Source organism: Pedobacter sp. NO84 (assembly GCF_059703915.1).
Genome location: NZ_AP046575.1, coordinates 2,797,793 through 2,818,169 on the forward strand (window position 1 = coordinate 2,797,793; position 20,377 = coordinate 2,818,169).

Genomic DNA, 20,377 nt, shown 5'->3' on the forward strand with positions numbered 1-20,377 from the left:
AACCTTGTTCCCAAATTCGAACCGCACATCGTTAGTGGTTAAAACTAAAATTCAACCTTCTTAGATTTTAACCACGCAAGATAATTTGTGATAGGTAAATCAGTTTAAAAGATTTTGTTAAAACTATCAACAACCAAAAGAATCATTGCGTTGATTATCAATAAAATGACTACGTTTGCAGCGTCGCTCCATAGTGCTCAAAAATTAAACTTATCATCAAGCTTGCCGTATCCTTTTTAAGGATATGCCGTTTAATGCAATGGATTTTATATGATTACAACCGTTTTTAAGATTCCAGTGCTGCGTTTTGGCCTAATCGCTCTTCTTGTTATCTGTTTATGTGGCTCCACGTTTTATCTTTATATCCAGTATAATAAATCAATTAAACTTCGTGATAATGTGAACCGATTGGTTACCATGCGAGAAAATGCGGCCCAAATAGATAGTTGTATCCTTATGCTTTATAGTGCGGATAACGACAGTCGCCTTTACGGAGTAACCGGAGACACACGATACCTTTCTAAATTCACCTCACAGGTTAAAAAGGTAGATTCTGTTCTAGATAATATTACCCGCTCAAACGGTTCTCCGATAAACACTTCAACAGAAAAAATCTCGGATTTGATGGATCGCAAAAACCTAAAAACGAACGATTATCTGCGTTTGAGGCGACTTTCTGACAGTTTGATTGCCTCGGCGTTAATAAATCAGGCACGGGTGAATACCATACCTGTTGAAAGCAATAGCGTATATAACCGCTCAAACAAAGCCCCGGTTATAGCACCAAAACGAAAGAAGTTTTTAGGCCGAATAGCTGATGCATTTTCAAGACGAAAGACAGCGACAGAAATAACATCTCCCCAAGTGGCAGCCATAATAGATACCGTATATATTGCCCATAGCAGGGAAGCCCCCTATTTTGATTATTATCGGAGACTTTATAAGGCCAATACCAAAATGCGGGAAAAGGAAAGAGAAATGCTTTTCATTAATTCTGGGATCATACACGAACTCATTATTGTACTTCAGCGTTACAAGAGCCAAGAACAGGGATATGTGGCGTTGAGAAAGAAAGAATTGCGTGGCACACTGTATACTATTTTCACTAAGTTTTCTCAGCTTTCGGCATTAACAGGTATTCTTCTGGCACTTCTTGTTTTAACCGTACTTTATAATATCTGGAAGATTTTTAGGCATGAAAAACGAATGGTTCACTATAGTGCGGAAGCGAGTTTGTTCGCCGCAGAAAAGAGTACTTTTTTGGCCAATATGAGCCATGAGATCCGTACGCCCTTAAATTCAATCGCCGGCTTTGCTGAGCAATTGGAACAGAGCAAACTTAATGGAGAGCAGGCCGCACAAATAAAAGCCGTACGAAATTCTGCAGAGATGTTGCTCAATGTAGTAAACCAAGTACTGGACTTTTCGAAATATGAAACTGGAAAAATGAATTTTGATGCAGCTTCCTTTATGCTCGATAAGGTAATAACAGATGTTACCGTTAGCATGGGCATATTAGCTCAGCAGAAGGGCCTGCGTTTACGTACAGAATTAACCTACCTCCCAGAACTTTGCCTTGCAGGTGATGCGTTTAGGCTTCGGCAAGTGATCATAAACCTCGTTGGAAATGCGGTTAAATTTACCACAACGGGAGAAGTAGTTCTTAAAGTAGGCACAACAGAGTTAGCTGGAGGTATTTATAATTTACATGTGGCTGTAAAAGATACCGGGATTGGAATTGACAAAAAACACTTCCCCTTTATTTTTAAGGAATTTACCCAGGCAGGAGCAAGCAATAGACAGAACCGAATGGGAACGGGGCTTGGATTGGCCATCTCAAAAAGTATTGTGGAGCTACAGGGCGGATCTATTGCTGTAGAAAGCGAGCTGAACAAAGGTTCGGTGTTTTCTTTCACCATGCCATTTAAACTAGGTGAAAGCCTATCGCCCCAGAACGAAGCCATCTTTAATGAAACCGAAGTAAGGTTGTACTTAAAAAACAAACATGTACTATTGGCGGATGATAACAGCATTAATATTATGCTGGCCAAAACGATTCTCCATAAATGGAACATGACCTGCGAGATCGCTTATAATGGTAAGGAAGCGCTTTCCTTATTTGAAAAAAGTAAATTTGATCTTGTATTAACGGATATTCAGATGCCCGAGATGAGTGGCGTAGAGCTTGCAACCTGCATACGTAAAACTGCTGATAAAGACAAAGCAAATATTCCCATATTAGCGATAACCGCTAATGTGATGAAAGAAGACCATGATGAATATTTACATTCTGGTATCAATGATATAGCCTTAAAACCATTTTTTGAGCAGGAACTTATCAAAAAAATCAACGCGGTACTTAAATTATCGCCCCTAATCCCCGCCTGATCTCACAACCTTACCCTATAGTTTTAGATTGTGAATAATTATGTCATGATAAAATCGAAGGCCCGCCGCAGCTCTTTTTGTCCCTACTCATTTTAATCAGTGCTCCAATCTCTAGTGCCAGCCCAATGCCGGTGAGCACTCCTTTATAAAGATCTGGAATAGCATAGTATCGCCCGAGGAGCGGAACCATACTTACCAACATTAAGCCGGTAATAAGCAATATGAGTGGAGTTCTAGTGATAGGTTTTGTTTTCATACGATTATGATTAGTTAAGTTGTTCTGAGATTTTTTCCAGTCGAATACGGAGCGCTTCTAGTTTTTCCTGGTTTTTTTTAAACATCCGCGGCCTTACCACCATCCAGTTAAACAGCATAAAAGCAACAGTTACGATTAAAAGCACTATCGTGAAAAGCATATTGTGGGTAGCAGGTTCATAGAGATAGAGTAATAAACCTATTGAACTAACCAGCATCATTATGCCCTGCGTTTTTTTGTAATAATAAATTTGGTTGAGGCGGGTTTGATTAAGAAATTTCAGGAAATCCTTATTACTATGGTCATCAAGCTGATAGAAACGCTTGAGCGACATTACATTACTAATTGCGAGGTAGAGTGCCACTCCTGCAACTAATAGTCCGCCGATATACGTAGTAGCAAAGTATAAACGCCCGTTAAATGTTACCACGATCATCAGTATGCTTAGCAGGCTGGTACACCCTATCACCATATACTTCTTATTAAGTCGTTGAGATCTAAAACGTTTCACTATCTGGATCATTTCAGCGCTGTTAGGCAAGCTACTTGTATCGGCCGTACGCCATATGGCTTTCAAATCAGTTAAATTGTCCATAGTCTTTAAATTTTTGAGTTAGTTTTTCTTTAATGCGGTGAACCTTTACCCTTAAGTTACCATGACTTATCCCTACAATAGCCGCTATCTCTGCCTGTGGCAATTCTTCCAGCTCTAGGGTGATAATAATCCGCTCGGTTTCTTCAAGCTCTGAGATACATCGGTATAAGATGCTAAGTTTTTCTTCGGGCGATTCTTCTATCTGCTCGGGCAGGTTATCGGGCAGTTCGGCGGTCGGGATCCGCTTCTCCTTTTCAATTGCACGTAAACAGGTATTGGTGGCAATGCGGAAGATCCACGTACTGATCTGCGAGCGGTTCTCGAACGTATGCAGGTTTTTCCACACTGCAATAAAAGTCTCCTGAACCAGATCTTTGGCTTTGTCGGCATCATTGGTATAGCCCATACACACCCGATAAATCTGGGGAGAATAACGCTTATATATATCTTCAAAATCCGTCATGTCTAAAAAACCTGTTGTTTGGTTAATATGCGCTGTTTGATACGGAGGGCCTACAAATGTTACAAGCTTATCTGTAGATACAGTGCGTTTCCTTAGAAAGGATCACCTAATGGTTTTAACATCTAACAATGCATAGCGGACAAAAACCAAACAATACTGGTAATAACCAGAATGCCGGCATTTACCATAACAATCTCAACTACTGAACTTGTAGAAGGTCTCAAAAAAATCTACACAATTATCCCTGCGGCTAGAACCATCTTAATGATCCTATCAAGGATTGACAAACTAGTTCCCATAACAGTAAATTTACGCTATATTAATTTCATGATTTTAGTAGGTCATTTCCACATTTTTTATTGAGGATGAGTGGAGATGATGAATACTTTAGCTCATCGTTCATTTTTATCATCTCGGTCATCTTAGGCATCTTAGGCATCTTAGATTTCAACCAAGCGAATAAGAAAATATAAGGTTTGCAGTCTTTACGAAATCCTCTACGTTTATTTTTTCCACCCTTTAAAATATCGTTGATGGGAATTAGGATCTTTCTAAAGTGTTCGTAAAAACAAAAAGGCAGTGAATGTTTAATTACAGCCTAACGCCCTAAGCTTTAGAAGGGGTAATTGTATAAAGCCGAATTTAGTACCCCTCCTTTAAAATCATTTAATAAACGGACAGTGCATACTGAAAATGAAAGACATATCGTTCCGCATATTTATTTTATTTATCACTGAGGAAATATTTTATGTCTTCTAATCTATAAGGAGCTGGCAGTTTATATCCGTTAATAAATATTGTTGGCGTGGCAGTTATCTCTGCGACCTCGCACCATTCATCGTGACGTTTTAACATATCCTCGGCATGGGAATCTATTATTGCCGGATATTTTTTTGCCCATACATTATAGTTTTTCATTTTTGCTGAATACCAATCGTTTAAAGCTTTTTCCATTAACTCTACACTGACTTGTCTACTTAAAGCGGCTAGATGCCTTGCAACCGCAGTTCTTTGATCATCAAAGTCTGAAGACATGAACACTAGTTTTAAATTGAAATCAATCCTATTTGCAAGCCAATCTCCGATTACGGCATGTGCTTTAGCGCATGGAGTACAAAAGGGATTGCTAACCATTGTTATGGTGGTTTCGGCATTAGCGTTGCCAAGATTTATTACATTAGTTTCAGCAGGAACTGAATATTTAGCCTGAGCCGTCAAAGTCTGTCTGAATATGTCACTATTTTGTTTAAATTTTCTAAGCTGACTATGTAAAGGTTTTAATTGGGATGATTTTAATAAAAATGGTTTAAAAAATGACCACATTACAATGGGAGCTGTAAATATAAGTACAAAGGCGAACCACTGCGAAAAAGTTATATTTGAAATAGACTGGAACAAACTTGACACGCTCGGGCCGGACAAAAAATATACAATAGCGTCTAGCCAAAGCAAAACTTGTATAGTGCAGCATAGTATGCACCAATTGTTATTTTTCCATTGATATCCAATAGAATAAAACGAATATGTTACCGAAGACACGCATAATAAGAACAAAAAAGGCAGGGCAAACGGTAATGATAATTGGCTGGTTAAAGACCCAACAAAATAAAAAAAGCCTACCTCACTCCAAGAGAGCCAAGGTGTTACTTTAGCAGCGTCAGACTTTAGTAAAGCATTACAATCGCTTTTTTTTGATAGATTACACAGATTCTGAATGAATGGGTTGCTTGCATCAATACTATTAATTAGTAATAGTACAGAAACAATTACACCAAAAAATTTTAAAAATGCCGATAATAAGAGCCACGAATGTCCAGGAGATTGTATTAGCGCAAAAATAAATGTAGCGATGGCGAATAAAATTATAGCCGGAATCCTTGCACCAAACAATCTTTTTTTTAACGCAACATCCTTGTAATTCTTATCACCACTTTTTTCAGTAGCTTCTGCATATAATAGTATCCCCGACCACCTTTCTAAAAACTCCGCAAGTGATATTTTAATGGAGTCATGTTTTTCATCTGAATAACAAACTATACCATTTTTAAATTCTCGTACTAAAATAAACCGTCCTCTCTTTTCCTTAAGATGAGCTATAAATGGATATGAAAGTGGTTTTGTCGTAAATTCTTCATTACTAATTTTGTAAACATTATTCTCAATCCTCCAATCGCTTAAACAATCGCTTATAGCAAGGATGCTCGGATATTGCGGATGATTTATCAAAGCTTCTGTGACAGTTGATGAATGAACCCTGACTTTGAGGATTTTTACTAGGCCGACAGTTACAGACTCTACATTGTTTTTTCTAAATTGATTAAACATATTAAATAATATTTGTCTAAAATAGGTTATCATGGCATGTAATCTACTATATATCAATATTTTTTTGTTACGATAGAAGTGAAATCTGACAAGCGGTCAATAAATAGACTACTATTCAGTTTGAGTTTTGCTATATTAATTTTCACCTTGGAATGACATTGAATACTAAGCCTTAGCTCCTTCGTAAGGCTACATATTATTTTTGTTACAAAGTTCTTCTTAGATTAGAATCGCCTATCTTTTCATATTAAATTATGTCATATTTCACAGGAGCGCTTAACAATGCATTTGAGTTAGTTTACGGTGAACGCATTGGAATAGACAGAAATCAGAAGGAAGTCGGAAGGCTGAATTAACAAAAAAATTTGTTAATGATATATCATATCATAATTAACCATCACATAAAATGCTAGAAATAGTTAGAACCAATGTGAATATTAAACTAAAAACGATTGCTACGTTATTAGCGGCGCTAAAATAAACCTGGCGTAAACGGTTTATAAACCTAAATAAAAACCAACTGTATGAAAAATTTTAATGTACTTAGTAGAGGAGAAATGCTTAAAATCATGGGAGGAACTGGCGATACAGATTGTCCAGATTTGTGTGATGAAGGCCTAAACAAATGTCCGGCCAGACAAAAATGTACTTCAACAGCATGTGGCGTAAATGGAAGAAAAGCATGTATTAATGACGCTGAAGAACTATAACAGGTAAAGTATAATAACTATTGGTTGTAAATCAGTAGTTATTATTACCTTTTTATAAAATTATGTTAAAACTCACCATATTTTTTCTGCTAATTGTTACTTATAATGCTCATGGGCAAACAAAAAACACGGTTATAAGTGGTCGTTTGAAAAATTTCTCAAATCGTGAAATGATGAGAGATTATTCTGAAATCATTGAGTTGCAATTACAATATATGGATATTAAATTTCCTCTGGTACCTGATTCCATGGGGAATTTTTCATTGAAGTTTAATTTATTAAAACCCGGATATTACTTATTAGGGAGAAATACATTATACCTACAGCCTAATGATAAGTTAGACGTTGTTATCGACTATGAATCGCCCGAATTATCTACATTTAAAGGAAGAGGCAGCCAAGCCAACAATTATTTAAAAAATACTCCATTTGCGCAATCTGGATCTTATGTTGCCGGCGGAAGTGGAATTAAAAAAACTGTTGGGGAATCAATAGTTTTTTTAGAGGGCGAAGCTAGAAATAGAACAAATGCTTTAAAAAGCCTACAACATATATCTTCACAATTCAGGCGCCTTGAAGAAGTACGAATAAAAGCCGATATGCTTAATAGCTTTAATAACGTGGCTGATTATTTTGTGACGCTTAAAAAAATTTCCCCGCAAGACAGTAAGAAAATTTATGTTGAGGCCGACAGTTTATTGAAGCCTTTATATATTAAATATAATAGTGGCATTATTAGCTCGGATTATTTAAAAATAGATGTGTATAGAAAGATTCTGAGCACAATTCTCAAATCAACTGATGGTGATCAAATTGAACGTGATAAAATTGAAGATTATTTGTCTGCTAGATCACTAGCAAGAAAAATTATGCAGATCTCCGACAAACAGGAACTTGGATTACTGAAATCAGACGTGATTAAAGTAAGAAATGGTATATATCGCGGCAAGCTTAATGAATTAATCAGTTTTAAGGCACTCTTTAATAATGGAGATACTGCAAAAGAAATTATTGGAGAGGATGTCAAAGGTAAAAAAATTGCACTCACCGCATTTAGAGGGAAAGTTATATACTTAGACTTTTGGGCGACTTGGTGTGGGCCATGTATCGATGAGATGCCCTATTTTAACCAATTAAGAGAGAAGTATGCAAGTAATCCAGATGTGATATTTATATCAGTCTCAATAGATGATAATAAAGAGCTGTGGAAGACAAAGCTCCAACAAAGTGGCGCGAAAGGAATACAATTGATCATTGATATAAAGAGAAATGCTGATTATCAACTCCACCGAATTCCAAGGACAATTTTGATATCAAAAGATTTTAAAATTGCAGAAATGTATGGTCCTCAACCCTCTTCAAAGCAGGCTGAGGAAAAAATATTGGCACTGATTAAATAACACAGCTACTGGTTTAGTCTTGCAGTTTACACATAAAAGGCCGCATTACCATCGATATAGGCGATATAAATTCGTTCCTGATCTTACATAACTAATACATGCCAAAAACGGGTTTTTTTAAGGTATGCTCAATTACGGTGATATAACTTTAACACTCCTGTGGCTCTGAGGCAAGATATAGCTATTATTATAGGGTTGCCCAGATGGCATAATAGAAATAGTAAGAACTCCTTTGAGATACAAAAAAAATAAATAACTTTATATGGTATTACGTTCTCATTCTAACGCATTCTCCGCCAGTTAGCGATGTTGGATACATGTTGTATGATCTAAAAGAAGCTTATAAAAATGCGGTTTAAGTTTTTAATTATTTGTCTGGCAATCCACCTCAATGCTTTTGCACAAGCGCCTGTAATTACGTATAATGGGCCACAAACCTATATCACTGGAATACCAATTGCTCCTCTAACACCAAACAACAGTGGGGCTACCGTTCCTTCAACCATATTTGGAACAGTAACCACCTTAGCTGGTGACGGTGTTGATGGCTCAACCAATGGTAGTGGAACCGCTGCCCGCTTTTATGACCCAATTGATGTAGCTGTTGATAAAGCAGGAAATATATTTGTTGCTGATTATGGCAATCACCTGATCAGGAAAATTACTCCTAATGGATCGGTAAGCACATTTGCGGGTAGTGTAGCTGGTTATAAAGATGGTATTGGTACAAATGCGAATTTCCAAGGGTTGTCGTCAATCACCATTGATGCCAATGATAATCTTTATGTATCAGAAACTGTAAACAATAGAATTAGGAAGATTACCCCTGATGGCGTAGTTTCTACTCTTGCAGGAAACGGAATTTATAACTTGAAAAATGGTACTGGCACAGCTGCTTCATTTTTACAACCGATAGGTCTTGCTTGCGACGCAACTGGAAACCTCTATGTTACAGAAAATGGGGGTTCTGCCATTAGAAAAATTACTCCAGATGGTGTAGTAACAACGTTTGTAGGCGACTTCTCCGCTGGTTTTGTTAATGGGATAGGTACAGCAGCACGTTTTTCTGGCCCAACGGAGCTTGCATTTGATTATAGCGGAAATTTATTTGTAGTAGACCAAAGTAGGAGACTAATTAGAAAAGTAACCCCAGATGGAACTGTCTCTACTTTTTTACCCGCTAACCAGATGGGCTATTCTTCTTATTTTATTAGAGGGCTCGCTATTGATCGGTCGGGGGGAATGTACGTTGCAGATAATATTAACAGCCTGATTAGATACATCACTCCAACAGGCACCGTAATTAGTACTCCTGTGGCAGGAAATGGCACTAATGGTGCTGATGATGGAATTGGAAATAAGGCTACATTTAATGGAGTAATGGAACTACAATTGGATGGGAAGGGAAATCTATATCTTGTGGACCAATTTAATTCGATGATCCGAAAAATGGTATCCACTGGATATATGGTAGTTCCGGATTTGCCCACAGGCTTACAGTTTGACCGCGCAACTGGAATCATTAGTGCATATCCTTTAGTAGCTTCTCCAGCAACAAACTATACCATAAATGCATTTACAGAAGCCTATTATGCCAGTACTATCGTAAACATTAGTACAGTAACAAATTCATCAACTCCCACCATCGCATCTTTCAGTCCAACAACTGGTTTCGTGGGATCTATCATTACGATACAAGGTAATCATTTGATAAATGCAAAAAACGTTAAAATTGGGGGTGTCGAAGCAATAGTACTTTCCAACACCAATACAGAAATAAAGGCAATGGTGATGCCGTTGACGTCTACAGGCAGCATTTCCGTTGCAACCCAGGCCAGCGTGGGCTCTTCATCCCAAAACCTTACCATTAAGAGTGCACCGGTATCTTTTGCACAGCAAGGGAGCAAAGTGTCAAGTCCTTCTGCCAATGGCGCTGCACAACAAGGCTATAGCGTGGCCATTAGTGCCGATGGCAATACAGCAATTATTGGCGGATATTTCGATAACAATAGTGTTGGGGCAGCTTGGATCTATACCAGGTCAAACGGGATATGGACACCTCAAAGTGGGAAACTGGTGGGCACAAATAGTATTGGTGCCTCTAAACAAGGATACTCAGTGGCGCTAAGCGCCGATGGTAATACAGCATTGGTTGGAGGCCTAAATGATAATAATGGTCGAGGGGCAGTGTGGACCTATACCAGATCCAACGGCATTTGGAGCCAATTAGGGAAAAAAATATTCGATGGAAGTTCATTAACCCAAGGCAGATCTGTAGCCATCAGTGCAGATGGAAACACAATGGCTTTTAGTGGTTCTGGCAATATACCTGAAGCGGGTGCAATATGGATCCACGCACGTAACGGTGATACATGGAAACTTGAACGTAAATTTAGTCCTGACAATTCGTGGGGAGCATTATTTGGTTCTTCTATCGCATTAAGCGCCACTGGAACCAGAATTATTGTTGGCGGGTCTTTTTATAATAGTCAGGCTGGAGCAGCATGGATGTTCTATAAAAAAGAAGGGACCTGGGGCTCACAAGTACTCGCCATTGGTTCTGGCGCTATTGGTGCTTCTAAGCAGGGTACTTGTGTGGCTATAAGCGCCGATGGAAATACTGCAATGGTTGGAGGACCTGGTGATAACAATGGAACGGGAGCGGTATGGGTATTTTATAATTATTATGACACAGAGTGGCCTCAAAAAGGAAGTAAAATAACCCCACCCTCCGATGCTGTTGGAACGAGCGCCTTCGGTTCGTCCATTGGTTTTGGTGTAGATGGCAATGTGGCTATTATTGGTGGAATTCAAGATGAATATTATCAGGGAGCTTTATGGGTATATAAACTAGTGAATGGCACCTATATGCCCCAAGGAAACAAATTAAAACCCGGGGGCGCTGTAGGTTCTCCCTATCTGGGTTTGGCCACGGCGTTGAGTGCTGATGGAAACACGATCATTTCTGGGGGACCATTGGACGACAACAACAAAGGTGCGTTCTGGGTATATAAATCACAATTGGCTCCAGATGTTTTTAGCACTGACGCTACAGACATTACACAATCTACGGCCACATTGAATGGGACTGTAGATGATAACCAAACCTCAACAACCGTTAGTTTCGAATATGGGAAATTACCTGATCTAAGTGATGCGATAGTGGTTAATCCCTCAAATACTTCTATCCTACCCCCTGGTAGTGGTGCAACCAACTTTACCGCTAAACTTACCAATCTAACACTTGGCACCTCTTATTTTTACAGAATCAATGCAAGTAGCAGTTATGGAAATACAAAAGGTAACATCTTAAAATTTAATACCGTAGGTGGTATACCGACCGTGGGTGCCCCTAGTCCAAGCTCTGGCGCAATCGGTACATTGGTTACTATTCTTGGTACAAATCTGCAAAATGCAGAGGTAAAGATTGGCGGAGTAACAGCATTGACTATTTCTAATTCAACAACACACGTTTCAGTGATTGTAATGCCTGGATCGGTTAATGGGCAGGTTAGCATTACCACAAGCGGCGGAAATGTAAGTGCAGGAAACTTCAAGATAACCAATACGATGTACCCTAGTGGTTCGGTTGATGATAGATTATATGTCACCACACCCGTAATTACGCCACCATCAACTTCAAACACTAGTGAAACCAGTATATCGCTAAGTGCGGACGGCAGTACAGCACTATTTATTAGTTCAAGTAGCGCCTATCCCAATCTTAATAAGGTAGAAGCATGGGTTTTCATTCGGGTGAATAATCGATGGGTGGCACAAAGCAGGCTAACGGGTCCTTCAGATTTTATATTGGATGGTAGGGCGAGATTTTCAGCAATAAGTGCTGATGGCAATACAGCAATAGTAACTGGAAGAGAAATGTCAGATCAATTGGTGGTTTGGGCATTTACCAGAACAGGCACTACTTGGTCGCAACCTGTTCGAATTAAATCGCCCGCAAACAATATTGTGTTTATGTCAGACCGCAATAATGTTGTATCCTTAAGCGGTGATGGCAAAACTTTAGCTATATTATCTTCTCAAGGTAATGCCAATACCCTAGGTGGAGTATGGGTTTATAAGAAAACCGACGATGGCTGGTCTGAACAACCTAGGGTGTTGATTGGAAATGAATTTACAGCAACTAGGGGGATAGCTATGACCATAGATGGTAATGTGATCATAATTGCAGGAGAAGGAAATGGCACTGCATTTCCTGTTTGGACATTTCAAAAAACAAATGGGGTTTGGCAGCAACTAGGTCCTAAATTGTCGATTGCAACAAAGTCGGCCTATGGACTTTCAGTAAATGCTGATGGAACTACTATGGCAATTGACGAGGGCAGCGAAACCTTTGACAACCGAAAAGTGGGCTTTTTTGTAAGAAACGGCGACACTTGGACGAAACAAGCAACAATAGACGCGCCATCAAGTGTGCGCTATGATGCCCACTTTGGGTATTCATCTGCATTAAGTGCCGACGGAAATGTAGCAATAATTGGGGCACCCGGTGATAACTTTTTAGATGGAGCTGTTTTATCTTATCAGAGAACGGGTTCCACTTGGAAGTTTATGAGTAAATTGGTAAAATATCATTATGATCCTACTGTTCAAGGTGGGTCCCTATCGATGGCAGCTAACGGCTCAATTGCCTTAAGCACCCTTAGCAGTAGTGATGATAGTAGGGGTGCTGCATGGACATATTCTGCTTTACCAGCTGTAGTTACCTTACCACTAAGCTCTTTAACGAGCACCAGTGCAACACTTAATGGAAGTGCATATGCTAATGGTACTAGCACAACGGTGAAACTGGAATATGGTACTTCAACAACAGCGCTCACTTCTGCAACTTTAACTTCGGGCACAAGCCCTCTTGATGAAAATTCAGGGACTACTAATTTTTCGAGTTCGTTGCAGGGCTTAACACCCAATACGACATATTATTACAGAATAAGTGCAACCAACAATCAAGGCACTATAACTGGCGAAATGCTCAATTTTAAGACCTCAAATAGCCCATTAATCTATTCTTTCTCACCCACAACGGCTAAAGCCGGTACAGAGATAACCATAACGGGTTTAAATTTTACAGGAATCACTAATGTAACGTTTGGCCAAACTGCAGCTAAATCTTTTGTAGTAAAATCGCCAACAACAATTACGGCTATTTTAGATAACGGTAATGCAGGGCAAGTAATGGTATTTTCTCCAGCAGGAAATGTTAATGCAACATCTACATTATCATTTGTACCCAAGCCTGTAATTAGTGCAGTTGGGCCTGTAAGTGTGCCTAAAGGCAATGTAGTTGAACTAAAATGTACTGCACCTTCAGGATCCTACACCTACAAATGGTCAAAGGACGGGGTTGATCTTTTAGGATCTACTAATACCTATACCGCAAGTCAGCCGGGGGTGTATCGTGTGATATTGAGTCTGGACCAAGTAACTGAAACGTCAGAGCCTTTGGAAGTATTTATTGGAACTGAGTTTGGCCTCCCTAGCAACAATTATAACATCACCACCACGGGTGTAAGCTGTAGAGGTCAAAGTAATGGATCAATAAATATTACAGCTGTACAAAATACTTTAGGCTATACTGTAAATCTAACCGGTCCTGTAACCAAAAGCATTAGCATGTCTAGCAGTGTAAAATTTGATGCGCTGCCAGCTGGGACCTATACGGTTTGCTTTAAGGTTTCGGGCGAGCCTACCTACCAACAATGTTATACTGTGGTGGTAACAGAACCTAAAAATCTTGCGGTATATAGCGCTGTTAACCAACAAGACAATACGGTGAACCTTACTTTAGAAGGAGGGCAAACCTATACCATAGATTTAAATGGCAAAATAACCACAACTACCCAAAGCAGTATTACACTTCCACTTTCTTCAGGAATGAATGTGCTTTCGGTTTCCACCGAAAAACCTTGTCAAGGCGTTATCAAAAAAGAAATTTCACTTTCAGGGGGTACTATTGTCTACCCCAATCCATTTGTTAACTCTTTAAATGTAAATCTCGGTGATGACCCGGGTGGTGGGGTTACGGTTGAGGTATTTTCTAGCATTAAAAACGTTTACAATAAAAAATATATTGGGCAATCGGGATATGTTCAGATAGATTTGCCCAACCTAAGTCCCGGATTATATATTGTAAAGATTTCGTCCCGAAAAAGTGTTAACACGTATAAGGTAATCAAACAATGAGGAAGCGATTAATTTTAGTACTGCTTACAGTTTACATACTCACTAATTTATATAGTTGTGGTAAAACAAAGGAACCAAAACCAAGCCCTTCTCCACCAGCTGTGCCTGCACCTACTGAAGTAACCTTAACTTATCCCGAACAAAACATGGCCTGCACCTCTGGAAAAGTCGTTACAGCTACAACAAGTTCAATTATTTTTACCTGGAACACATCTACCAATACAACGAGTTATATATTAGTGGTCAAAGATTTGCAACTGGGCACCAGTTCAAACTATCCAACAACAAAAAATACCTTAGAGGTTACCCTATTGCGTGATACCCCCTTTTCTTGGTATGTTATTTCTGTATCGGATAAAACCTCGGCTACTGCTCAAAGTGCGGTTTGGAAATTCTACAACTCTGGGGTTGGCGTAGTCTCGCATCCGCCCTTTCCTGCAGATGCCATAAGTCCAGCCTATGGACAAGCAATGGTTGCAACCAATGCAACAATTAATCTCGCTTGGAAAGGTACCGATACAGATGGAGATATCGCCAATTATGATATTTACCTAGGAAAAACAAGCACCCCGGGATTGTATAAAAGTAATGTCACTACTCAATCTCTGCAAGGAGTTACAGTTGATGCAGGCTCCTATTATTGGAAGATCGTTACTAGAGATGCTTTAGGGAATACCTCAGACTCTGGCAATATCCAATTTACCGTAAAATAGCATAGGCTGAAATTATTCAATTAGGCCTGTAACATGCGAATAACTATATCTAACGGGTGGGGTAAACTTAATATAAACACGCCACAATAGACTATAATTATTCAAATGAATCCATTTGTTCAAGGACCTAAAACATGGTTGTAAAAGACATCGAACTTAACCATATGCAGTCGAGGCTTGCTTTATTGCCACTTTCAAAATTTAGCATGTCCCCAAGGGCAAGCACTAAAGATGTGTAATGATCTTTGTTTTTCGGATTGATGATTGCCCCCATTACTATCTATCTACACAAACATCAAGTTATTGATTTTAATGAATGACCTGCAGTACAGTAATATCTAGCTCTTTTGGAAAACAAATGTGCTCGTTCGTCACCATATATTTTGTTTAGACCAATGGGTTGGAGTTCCTTTACGAGTTTTCCAATACCTTCCTCCATACCGTTCACGACTGGCATGCACTGTGCGCTTGCAACTGCTCCTAATAAGTAAGCTACTTCAGGCATGATAATTTTTTAATGATAAACATCAAACATCCCAAAATCAATATTAAAATTAAAACATGTTAATTGATGTAAAGCTGTTTGTGTTTTGTATGTAGAAATAAAAAAACCGCATTAGGACAAATCTAATGCGGTTTTAATGTAGCCCGTAGGGGAATCGAACCCCTGTTTCCAGAATGAAAATCTGGCGTCCTCACCCCTAGACGAACGGGCCATTTCGGTTTACAGTTACCAATTTTCAGTTATCAAAACTGCCAACTTTAAACTGTGAACTGCAAACTTTCAAAGGTAGCGGGGACCAGACTCGAACTGATGACCTTCGGGTTATGAGCCCGACGAGCTACCAACTGCTCCACCCCGCACACTATACAATTCTAGAAGCCTTAACAATATCCATTGCCCTTGTTCCGAATTGGAATGCAAAGATATAATTCGTTTCTTTGCAGAACAAATTTATTTCAAAAAATATTTAATATGTCGCACAAAGCAGGTTTTGTTAGTATCATCGGGAAACCAAATGTGGGTAAATCAACCCTCATGAATGCCCTGGTGGGCGAAAAGCTTTCGATCATCACGCCCAAAGCGCAGACCACCCGACACCGTATTTTGGGAATTGTAAACGAAGATGACTTTCAAATTGTATTTTCAGACACGCCCGGCATCATAAAACCACTTTATCAACTTCAAGATTCGATGATGAGCGCCGTAAATGGTGCGCTTAGCGATGCCGATCTTATTCTGTTCGTTACAGACATCAACGAGAAGCATGATGAGAACGATGTGCTCGAGAAAATTACCAATACAACCATCCCTTTGGTAGTACTTCTTAATAAGATTGATAATGCAACCCAAGAGCAGGTAGACGAAAAATCGGCCTATTGGCAAGAAAAGCTAAACCCAAAACATATTTATGCTATTTCGGCCCTGCACCAATATAATCTCGAGGGTATATTACCAATGATCTTAGATAACATCCCTGAGCATCCTGCCTACTATGATAAAGAAGAACTAACGGATCGCAGTCAGCGGTTCTTTGTATCGGAAATCATCCGTGAGAAAATCTTTACTAATTACCAAAAAGAAATCCCCTACAGTACTGAAGTAGTAGTTACTTCATTTAAAGAAGAGCAGAGCAAGGGCGGACCAATGGTGCGGATTACCGCAGAAATTGTAGTAGAAAGAGATTCGCAAAAAAATATCCTGATAGGTACTGGCGGATCAATGCTTAAAAAAGTAGGCATGGAAGCTAGAAAAGACATCGAGAAATTTTTGGATACCAAGGTCTTCTTAGAAACTTTTGTTAAGGTAATCCCCGATTGGAGAAGCAAGAAGAATTATTTGAAGAATTTTGGATACGACAACTAAGATCAACAAAACCACATAAGACATATAAGATCTTACGTGTCTTATGTGGTTTATAAGCAATACTTGCTACCGCAGAACGAATAGCAAGCATCTACGCCTTAGCAGAACGCCTCTTGCTAGGGTATAGTGATATAGAGTTTTTGAGGGCCCTTCGGTACAAAACGCTTTAAGCCCTCGTGGTTTGGCACTAGGTAAATATCACCTTTAGGAATGCTATATTGCAATACCTTTCCATTTTCTTCGGTCAAAACCGATGTTTCACCTTTCTTTCTTTTCGCGAAAAATACCAGTGCATCCTGTTCAACCTTAAGCCCGTTCTCTGCAAATTCCTTTCTAAGGCTATCCTGCTTTTCCTTTGGTAATGAAGAAAACTTTACTCCTGTAAACGTATCGGTTGCTGCGGTATACGTGTAGATTTTAGGCTGATCTTGTGCGGCCGCATCACCAGCAAAACTCGCTATGCCAATTGCCATGATGCAAAATGATTTTAATAAGTGCTTTTCCATAAAACAGTATTTACTTTACGTACGAAATTGTTCGTATATATAAATGTACGAACAATTTCGTATGATGCAAATAAATTTTTCTCTCACAAAACTTAGGATATTCAGGCTAATTAGACTAAAGGGAACTAATCTTTTCAAGTTCGATAAAAATCCGTACCTTTGCACTCCTTTTAGGAAGTTAACGCTTTATTAATTAAAAGGTTACTAATGGCTTATAGCTAATAGTTAACGGCTCAGGGTTTGGATGCCTAAGTGAAACACTTTAATCCGGCTATTGCCAAGATCTATTAACCATAGGCTTATCAAACATTACAACGTTTAACATTAAGCGTTCCAACACCAACACCATGAGCAATATCATCGCAATAGTAGGAAGACCAAACGTAGGCAAATCTACCCTTTTTAACCGCTTAACCGAAAGTCGCAAAGCCATTGTTGATGATTTTAGCGGCGTAACCCGTGATCGTCATTATGGCAAGGCCGAGTGGACGGACAAAGAGTTTACCGTAATTGATACAGGTGGTTATGTAGCTAATTCTGAAGATGTTTTTGAAGCCGCCATTCGTGAGCAAGTTGTAATCGCTATCGAAGAAGCTACCGTTTTGTTATTTATGGTTGATGTAACCACGGGGATTACGGATCTGGACGATGAGATTGCACAATTACTTCGCCGTAGTAAAAAACCAGTTTTCATTGTTGTAAATAAGGTCGACAATCATCAATTAGAAAATGATGCCACTGTATTCTATAGCTTCGGATTGGGAGAAATCTATACGATTTCTTCAATGACAGGTTCGGGAACTGGAGAATTATTGGATGAAGTGATTACCCATTTTGAAGACATTCCTGAAGAAGAAAATAGCTTACCAAAAATTACGGTTATTGGCAGGCCTAACGTTGGAAAATCATCATTGATTAACGCACTGATTGGAAAAGATAGAAATATTGTAACCCCAATTGCTGGTACAACCCGCGATTCGATCCATATCCATTATAATCAGTTTGGTCACGAATTTATGTTTATTGATACCGCCGGTTTACGTAAGAAAACAAAGGTTAAGGAAAACATCGAATTCTATTCGGTTATGCGTACCATTAAGGCGTTAGAAGAGGCTGATGTAGTGATGTTGATGATTGATGCCGAAGATGGATTGGAAGCTCAAGACGTAAACATTTTTCACTTGGCCGAAAAAAATAAAAAAGGAATTGTAATCTTGGTTAACAAATGGGATTTAATCGAAAAAAACAACAAGACCATTAAAGAATTTGAAGATCAGATCCGTACCAAATTACAGCCGTTTACTGATGTGCCAATTGTATTTATTTCTGTATTAAATAAGCAAAGGATTTTTAAAACGATAGAAACAGCGTTAGAAGTCTACAAAAACCGCAGCAAAAAAATTCCTACTTCAAAACTGAATGACATTATGCTGCCTATTATTGAAAATTATCCACCTCCGGCTCTAAAAGGAAAATACATTAAGGTTAAATACATCACCCAGATCAATGCTACATCTCCAATGTTCGCCTTTTTCTGCAACCTTCCACAATACATCAAAGAACCTTACAAACGTTTCATCGAGAATAAGCTGAGAGAGCATTTTGATTTTTCTGGTGTGCCCATTCAGATTTATTTTAGACAGAAGTAGGTAGTTAAGGTTAAGTCTAGAGAGAATTTAATTTTAGATTCCGGAGGCCGAGAGTCAGTTAAATTAACGCTAGAGAGCTTTACTTAGAGCCCAAAAGTTGGAATGTCCAAAAGCCCAGGGGTTTAGCGCCAGAGATCGTTTTACTTTAAAAGAGCAGGGAACTGCATATATTGCTTCTCAAATGGTGTCATATGAAGCCTATCAAAGTGTATTCCACACCGGATTACATTTCAATTAGATAATTTCGAACTTTAGGACTCGCATTCTGGACTTCTGGACTCTTGGACTTTTCGACTTTTTACTTTGACTTTTTGACTTTAAAATGGACCTCAATATTGTTAATAGCACCCTCGCCGATCTTCCTACAATTTTCGAATTTTATGACCATGCTGTTGCACACCAGAAAAAGGTATCGAATAAGCACTGGAAAGGTTTTGATAAGGCATTAATAACGCGGGAAATAGTGGAGAATAGGCAATATAAAATTATTGCAAAGGGGAAAGTAGGCTGTATTTTTATGGTCACTTTTAGCGACCCCCAGATTTGGGATGAAAAAAGTAAGGATGCGGCCATTTATCTGCACCGTATCGTAACCCATCCCGATTTTAGAGGCTTGGGCTTTGTGAAGTTTATTACCAATTGGGCTATCGACTATGCCAAAACTAACAATTTACACTACGTACGAATGGACACTTGGGCGGACAATGAAAAACTTGTTGGATATTATAAGAAATTCGGTTTTGAAGATGCAGGCAAGATGACCATTTTACCAAATAGCGGGTTGCCCAAACACTACGAAGGGATAACGCTGCAGCTTTTTGAAATTTCGCTGCGCGAATGATTACACACCTGCCAGCCGGCAGGCAGGGATTTTTAGAAGATTACAGCGATAGGCGCATTTCAACTCGCGCTTGGGCAGGCCCGTATGCTAAGCTTATCAATCAGGGCGCGGAACCATGAGTTATTTTCACAACTCCATGGCTGTAATATTCTTAATCGGTGTAATCCCTTTCAATCGGTGTAATCCCCAAATAAAAAGCCCTCAAAGATAAATCTTCAAGGGCTTTGAGTTATAATCCAAAATCTAACCAGAAACTAAAATTAATTTTTTCCTTTTTTTGCTTTAGCTGGTTTAACAACTTTAGCAGGAGTTACTGTTTTAACTACAGTATCTTTTTTTGCTTTGTGTGATTTTTTCTCAGTTTTAGGAGCTACTTTTTTAGAAGTTGCTGGAGTTTGTACTGCAAATGCTCCAAATGATGAAGCAACTAATGCTAATGCTAAAATGGTTTTTTTCATGT

14 protein-coding genes and 2 tRNA genes are annotated in these 20,377 nt (G+C 38.9%); 8 read left to right on the forward strand and 8 right to left on the reverse strand.

What is annotated here, in order from left to right; translation table 11 throughout:
• Window positions 1–270 precede the first annotated feature (270 nt).
• Window positions 271–2,388, forward strand: coding sequence for an ATP-binding protein (locus AC6H0V_RS12245; protein WP_497560472.1), 2,118 nt, complete (start codon window positions 271–273; stop codon window positions 2,386–2,388).
• 43 nt (window positions 2,389–2,431) lie between these two features.
• Here the strand turns inward: AC6H0V_RS12245 and AC6H0V_RS12250 are convergent, their stop codons facing one another.
• The 4 genes from AC6H0V_RS12250 to AC6H0V_RS12265 form a co-directional block, all read right to left on the reverse strand.
• The gene (locus tag AC6H0V_RS12250) at window positions 2,432–2,644 is read right to left on the reverse strand and encodes a hypothetical protein (RefSeq protein WP_497560473.1); all 213 of its coding nucleotides are present in this window, start codon (window positions 2,642–2,644) and stop codon (window positions 2,432–2,434) included.
• A gap of 10 nt (window positions 2,645–2,654) precedes the next feature.
• Window positions 2,655–3,239, reverse strand: coding sequence for a hypothetical protein (locus AC6H0V_RS12255; RefSeq protein WP_497560474.1), 585 nt, complete (start codon window positions 3,237–3,239; stop codon window positions 2,655–2,657).
• Window positions 3,223–3,702, reverse strand: coding sequence for an RNA polymerase sigma factor (locus tag AC6H0V_RS12260; RefSeq protein WP_497560475.1), 480 nt, complete (start codon window positions 3,700–3,702; stop codon window positions 3,223–3,225). The genes AC6H0V_RS12255 and AC6H0V_RS12260 overlap by 17 nt, the downstream gene beginning before the upstream one ends.
• A gap of 723 nt (window positions 3,703–4,425) precedes the next feature.
• The gene (locus AC6H0V_RS12265; RefSeq protein ID WP_497560476.1) at window positions 4,426–6,027 is read right to left on the reverse strand and encodes a thioredoxin domain-containing protein; all 1,602 of its coding nucleotides are present in this window, start codon (window positions 6,025–6,027) and stop codon (window positions 4,426–4,428) included.
• A 524-nt stretch (window positions 6,028–6,551) separates the two neighbouring features.
• Between AC6H0V_RS12265 and AC6H0V_RS12270 the strand changes: the two genes are divergently transcribed.
• The 4 genes from AC6H0V_RS12270 (at window position 6,552) to AC6H0V_RS12285 (ending at window position 15,054) form a co-directional block, all read left to right on the forward strand.
• A complete protein-coding gene (locus AC6H0V_RS12270; RefSeq protein ID WP_497560477.1) occupies window positions 6,552–6,737 on the forward strand; it encodes a hypothetical protein in 186 nt (61 codons plus the stop codon).
• A 62-nt stretch (window positions 6,738–6,799) separates the two neighbouring features.
• Window positions 6,800–8,137: a TlpA family protein disulfide reductase gene (locus tag AC6H0V_RS12275; protein ID WP_497560478.1), complete on the forward strand. Its 1,338-nt coding sequence runs from the start codon at window positions 6,800–6,802 to the stop codon at window positions 8,135–8,137.
• Window positions 8,138–8,485: 348 nt separating this feature from the next.
• Window positions 8,486–14,341 (forward strand): T9SS type A sorting domain-containing protein, encoded by a 5,856-nt coding sequence (locus tag AC6H0V_RS12280; RefSeq protein ID WP_497560479.1) that lies wholly within the window; start codon window positions 8,486–8,488, stop codon window positions 14,339–14,341.
• Window positions 14,338–15,054 (forward strand): hypothetical protein, encoded by a 717-nt coding sequence (locus tag AC6H0V_RS12285; RefSeq protein ID WP_497560480.1) that lies wholly within the window; start codon window positions 14,338–14,340, stop codon window positions 15,052–15,054. Before AC6H0V_RS12280 ends, AC6H0V_RS12285 begins: the two co-directional genes overlap by 4 nt.
• A gap of 644 nt (window positions 15,055–15,698) precedes the next feature.
• Here the strand turns inward: AC6H0V_RS12285 and AC6H0V_RS12290 are convergent.
• Together AC6H0V_RS12290 and AC6H0V_RS12295 are read right to left on the reverse strand one after the other, a co-directional pair.
• A tRNA-Glu gene (locus AC6H0V_RS12290) sits at window positions 15,699–15,770 on the reverse strand.
• Window positions 15,771–15,845: 75 nt separating this feature from the next.
• Window positions 15,846–15,918, reverse strand: a tRNA-Met gene (locus tag AC6H0V_RS12295).
• A gap of 112 nt (window positions 15,919–16,030) precedes the next feature.
• Here AC6H0V_RS12295 and era point away from each other — a divergent pair.
• Entirely contained in the window at window positions 16,031–16,921 is an 891-nt protein-coding gene (era, locus tag AC6H0V_RS12300) for a GTPase Era (RefSeq protein ID WP_497560481.1), read from the forward strand.
• A gap of 116 nt (window positions 16,922–17,037) precedes the next feature.
• Here era and AC6H0V_RS12305 read toward each other — a convergent pair whose 3' ends face one another.
• Window positions 17,038–17,427, reverse strand: coding sequence for a hypothetical protein (locus AC6H0V_RS12305; RefSeq protein ID WP_497560482.1), 390 nt, complete (start codon window positions 17,425–17,427; stop codon window positions 17,038–17,040).
• A gap of 347 nt (window positions 17,428–17,774) precedes the next feature.
• On the opposite strand from AC6H0V_RS12305, the gene der reads away from it, so the two are divergent.
• Both der and AC6H0V_RS12315 read left to right on the forward strand, forming a co-directional pair.
• Window positions 17,775–19,076, forward strand: coding sequence for a ribosome biogenesis GTPase Der (gene der / locus AC6H0V_RS12310; protein WP_497560483.1), 1,302 nt, complete (start codon window positions 17,775–17,777; stop codon window positions 19,074–19,076).
• A 322-nt stretch (window positions 19,077–19,398) separates the two neighbouring features.
• Window positions 19,399–19,917 carry a GNAT family N-acetyltransferase gene (locus AC6H0V_RS12315; protein ID WP_497560484.1) on the forward strand — a complete coding sequence of 173 codons (519 nt, stop codon included), beginning with the start codon at window positions 19,399–19,401 and terminating at the stop codon, window positions 19,915–19,917.
• 260 nt (window positions 19,918–20,177) lie between these two features.
• Here the strand turns inward: AC6H0V_RS12315 and AC6H0V_RS12320 are convergent, their stop codons facing one another.
• A complete protein-coding gene (locus AC6H0V_RS12320) occupies window positions 20,178–20,375 on the reverse strand; it encodes a hypothetical protein (RefSeq protein WP_497560485.1) in 198 nt (65 codons plus the stop codon).
• Window positions 20,376–20,377 lie beyond the last annotated feature (2 nt).

What these genes read in the sequence shown, in the direction of transcription:
- era (WP_497560481.1), top strand. Translation starts at nt 16,031, where the DNA reads ATGTCGCACAAAGCAGGTTTTGTTAGTATCATCGGGAAACCAAATGTG.
- AC6H0V_RS12270 (WP_497560477.1), top strand. Translation starts at nt 6,552, where the DNA reads ATGAAAAATTTTAATGTACTTAGTAGAGGAGAAATGCTTAAAATCATG.
- AC6H0V_RS12315 (WP_497560484.1), top strand. Translation starts at nt 19,399, where the DNA reads ATGGACCTCAATATTGTTAATAGCACCCTCGCCGATCTTCCTACAATT.
- AC6H0V_RS12250 (WP_497560473.1), bottom strand. Translation starts at nt 2,644, where the DNA reads ATGAAAACAAAACCTATCACTAGAACTCCACTCATATTGCTTATTACC.
- AC6H0V_RS12305 (WP_497560482.1), bottom strand. Translation starts at nt 17,427, where the DNA reads ATGGAAAAGCACTTATTAAAATCATTTTGCATCATGGCAATTGGCATA.
- der (WP_497560483.1), top strand. Translation starts at nt 17,775, where the DNA reads ATGAGCAATATCATCGCAATAGTAGGAAGACCAAACGTAGGCAAATCT.
- AC6H0V_RS12275 (WP_497560478.1), top strand. Translation starts at nt 6,800, where the DNA reads ATGTTAAAACTCACCATATTTTTTCTGCTAATTGTTACTTATAATGCT.
- AC6H0V_RS12320 (WP_497560485.1), bottom strand. Translation starts at nt 20,375, where the DNA reads ATGAAAAAAACCATTTTAGCATTAGCATTAGTTGCTTCATCATTTGGA.
- AC6H0V_RS12245 (WP_497560472.1), top strand. Translation starts at nt 271, where the DNA reads ATGATTACAACCGTTTTTAAGATTCCAGTGCTGCGTTTTGGCCTAATC.
- AC6H0V_RS12265 (WP_497560476.1), bottom strand. Translation starts at nt 6,027, where the DNA reads ATGTTTAATCAATTTAGAAAAAACAATGTAGAGTCTGTAACTGTCGGC.
- AC6H0V_RS12285 (WP_497560480.1), top strand. Translation starts at nt 14,338, where the DNA reads ATGAGGAAGCGATTAATTTTAGTACTGCTTACAGTTTACATACTCACT.
- AC6H0V_RS12260 (WP_497560475.1), bottom strand. Translation starts at nt 3,702, where the DNA reads ATGACGGATTTTGAAGATATATATAAGCGTTATTCTCCCCAGATTTAT.
- AC6H0V_RS12255 (WP_497560474.1), bottom strand. Translation starts at nt 3,239, where the DNA reads ATGGACAATTTAACTGATTTGAAAGCCATATGGCGTACGGCCGATACA.
- AC6H0V_RS12280 (WP_497560479.1), top strand. Translation starts at nt 8,486, where the DNA reads ATGCGGTTTAAGTTTTTAATTATTTGTCTGGCAATCCACCTCAATGCT.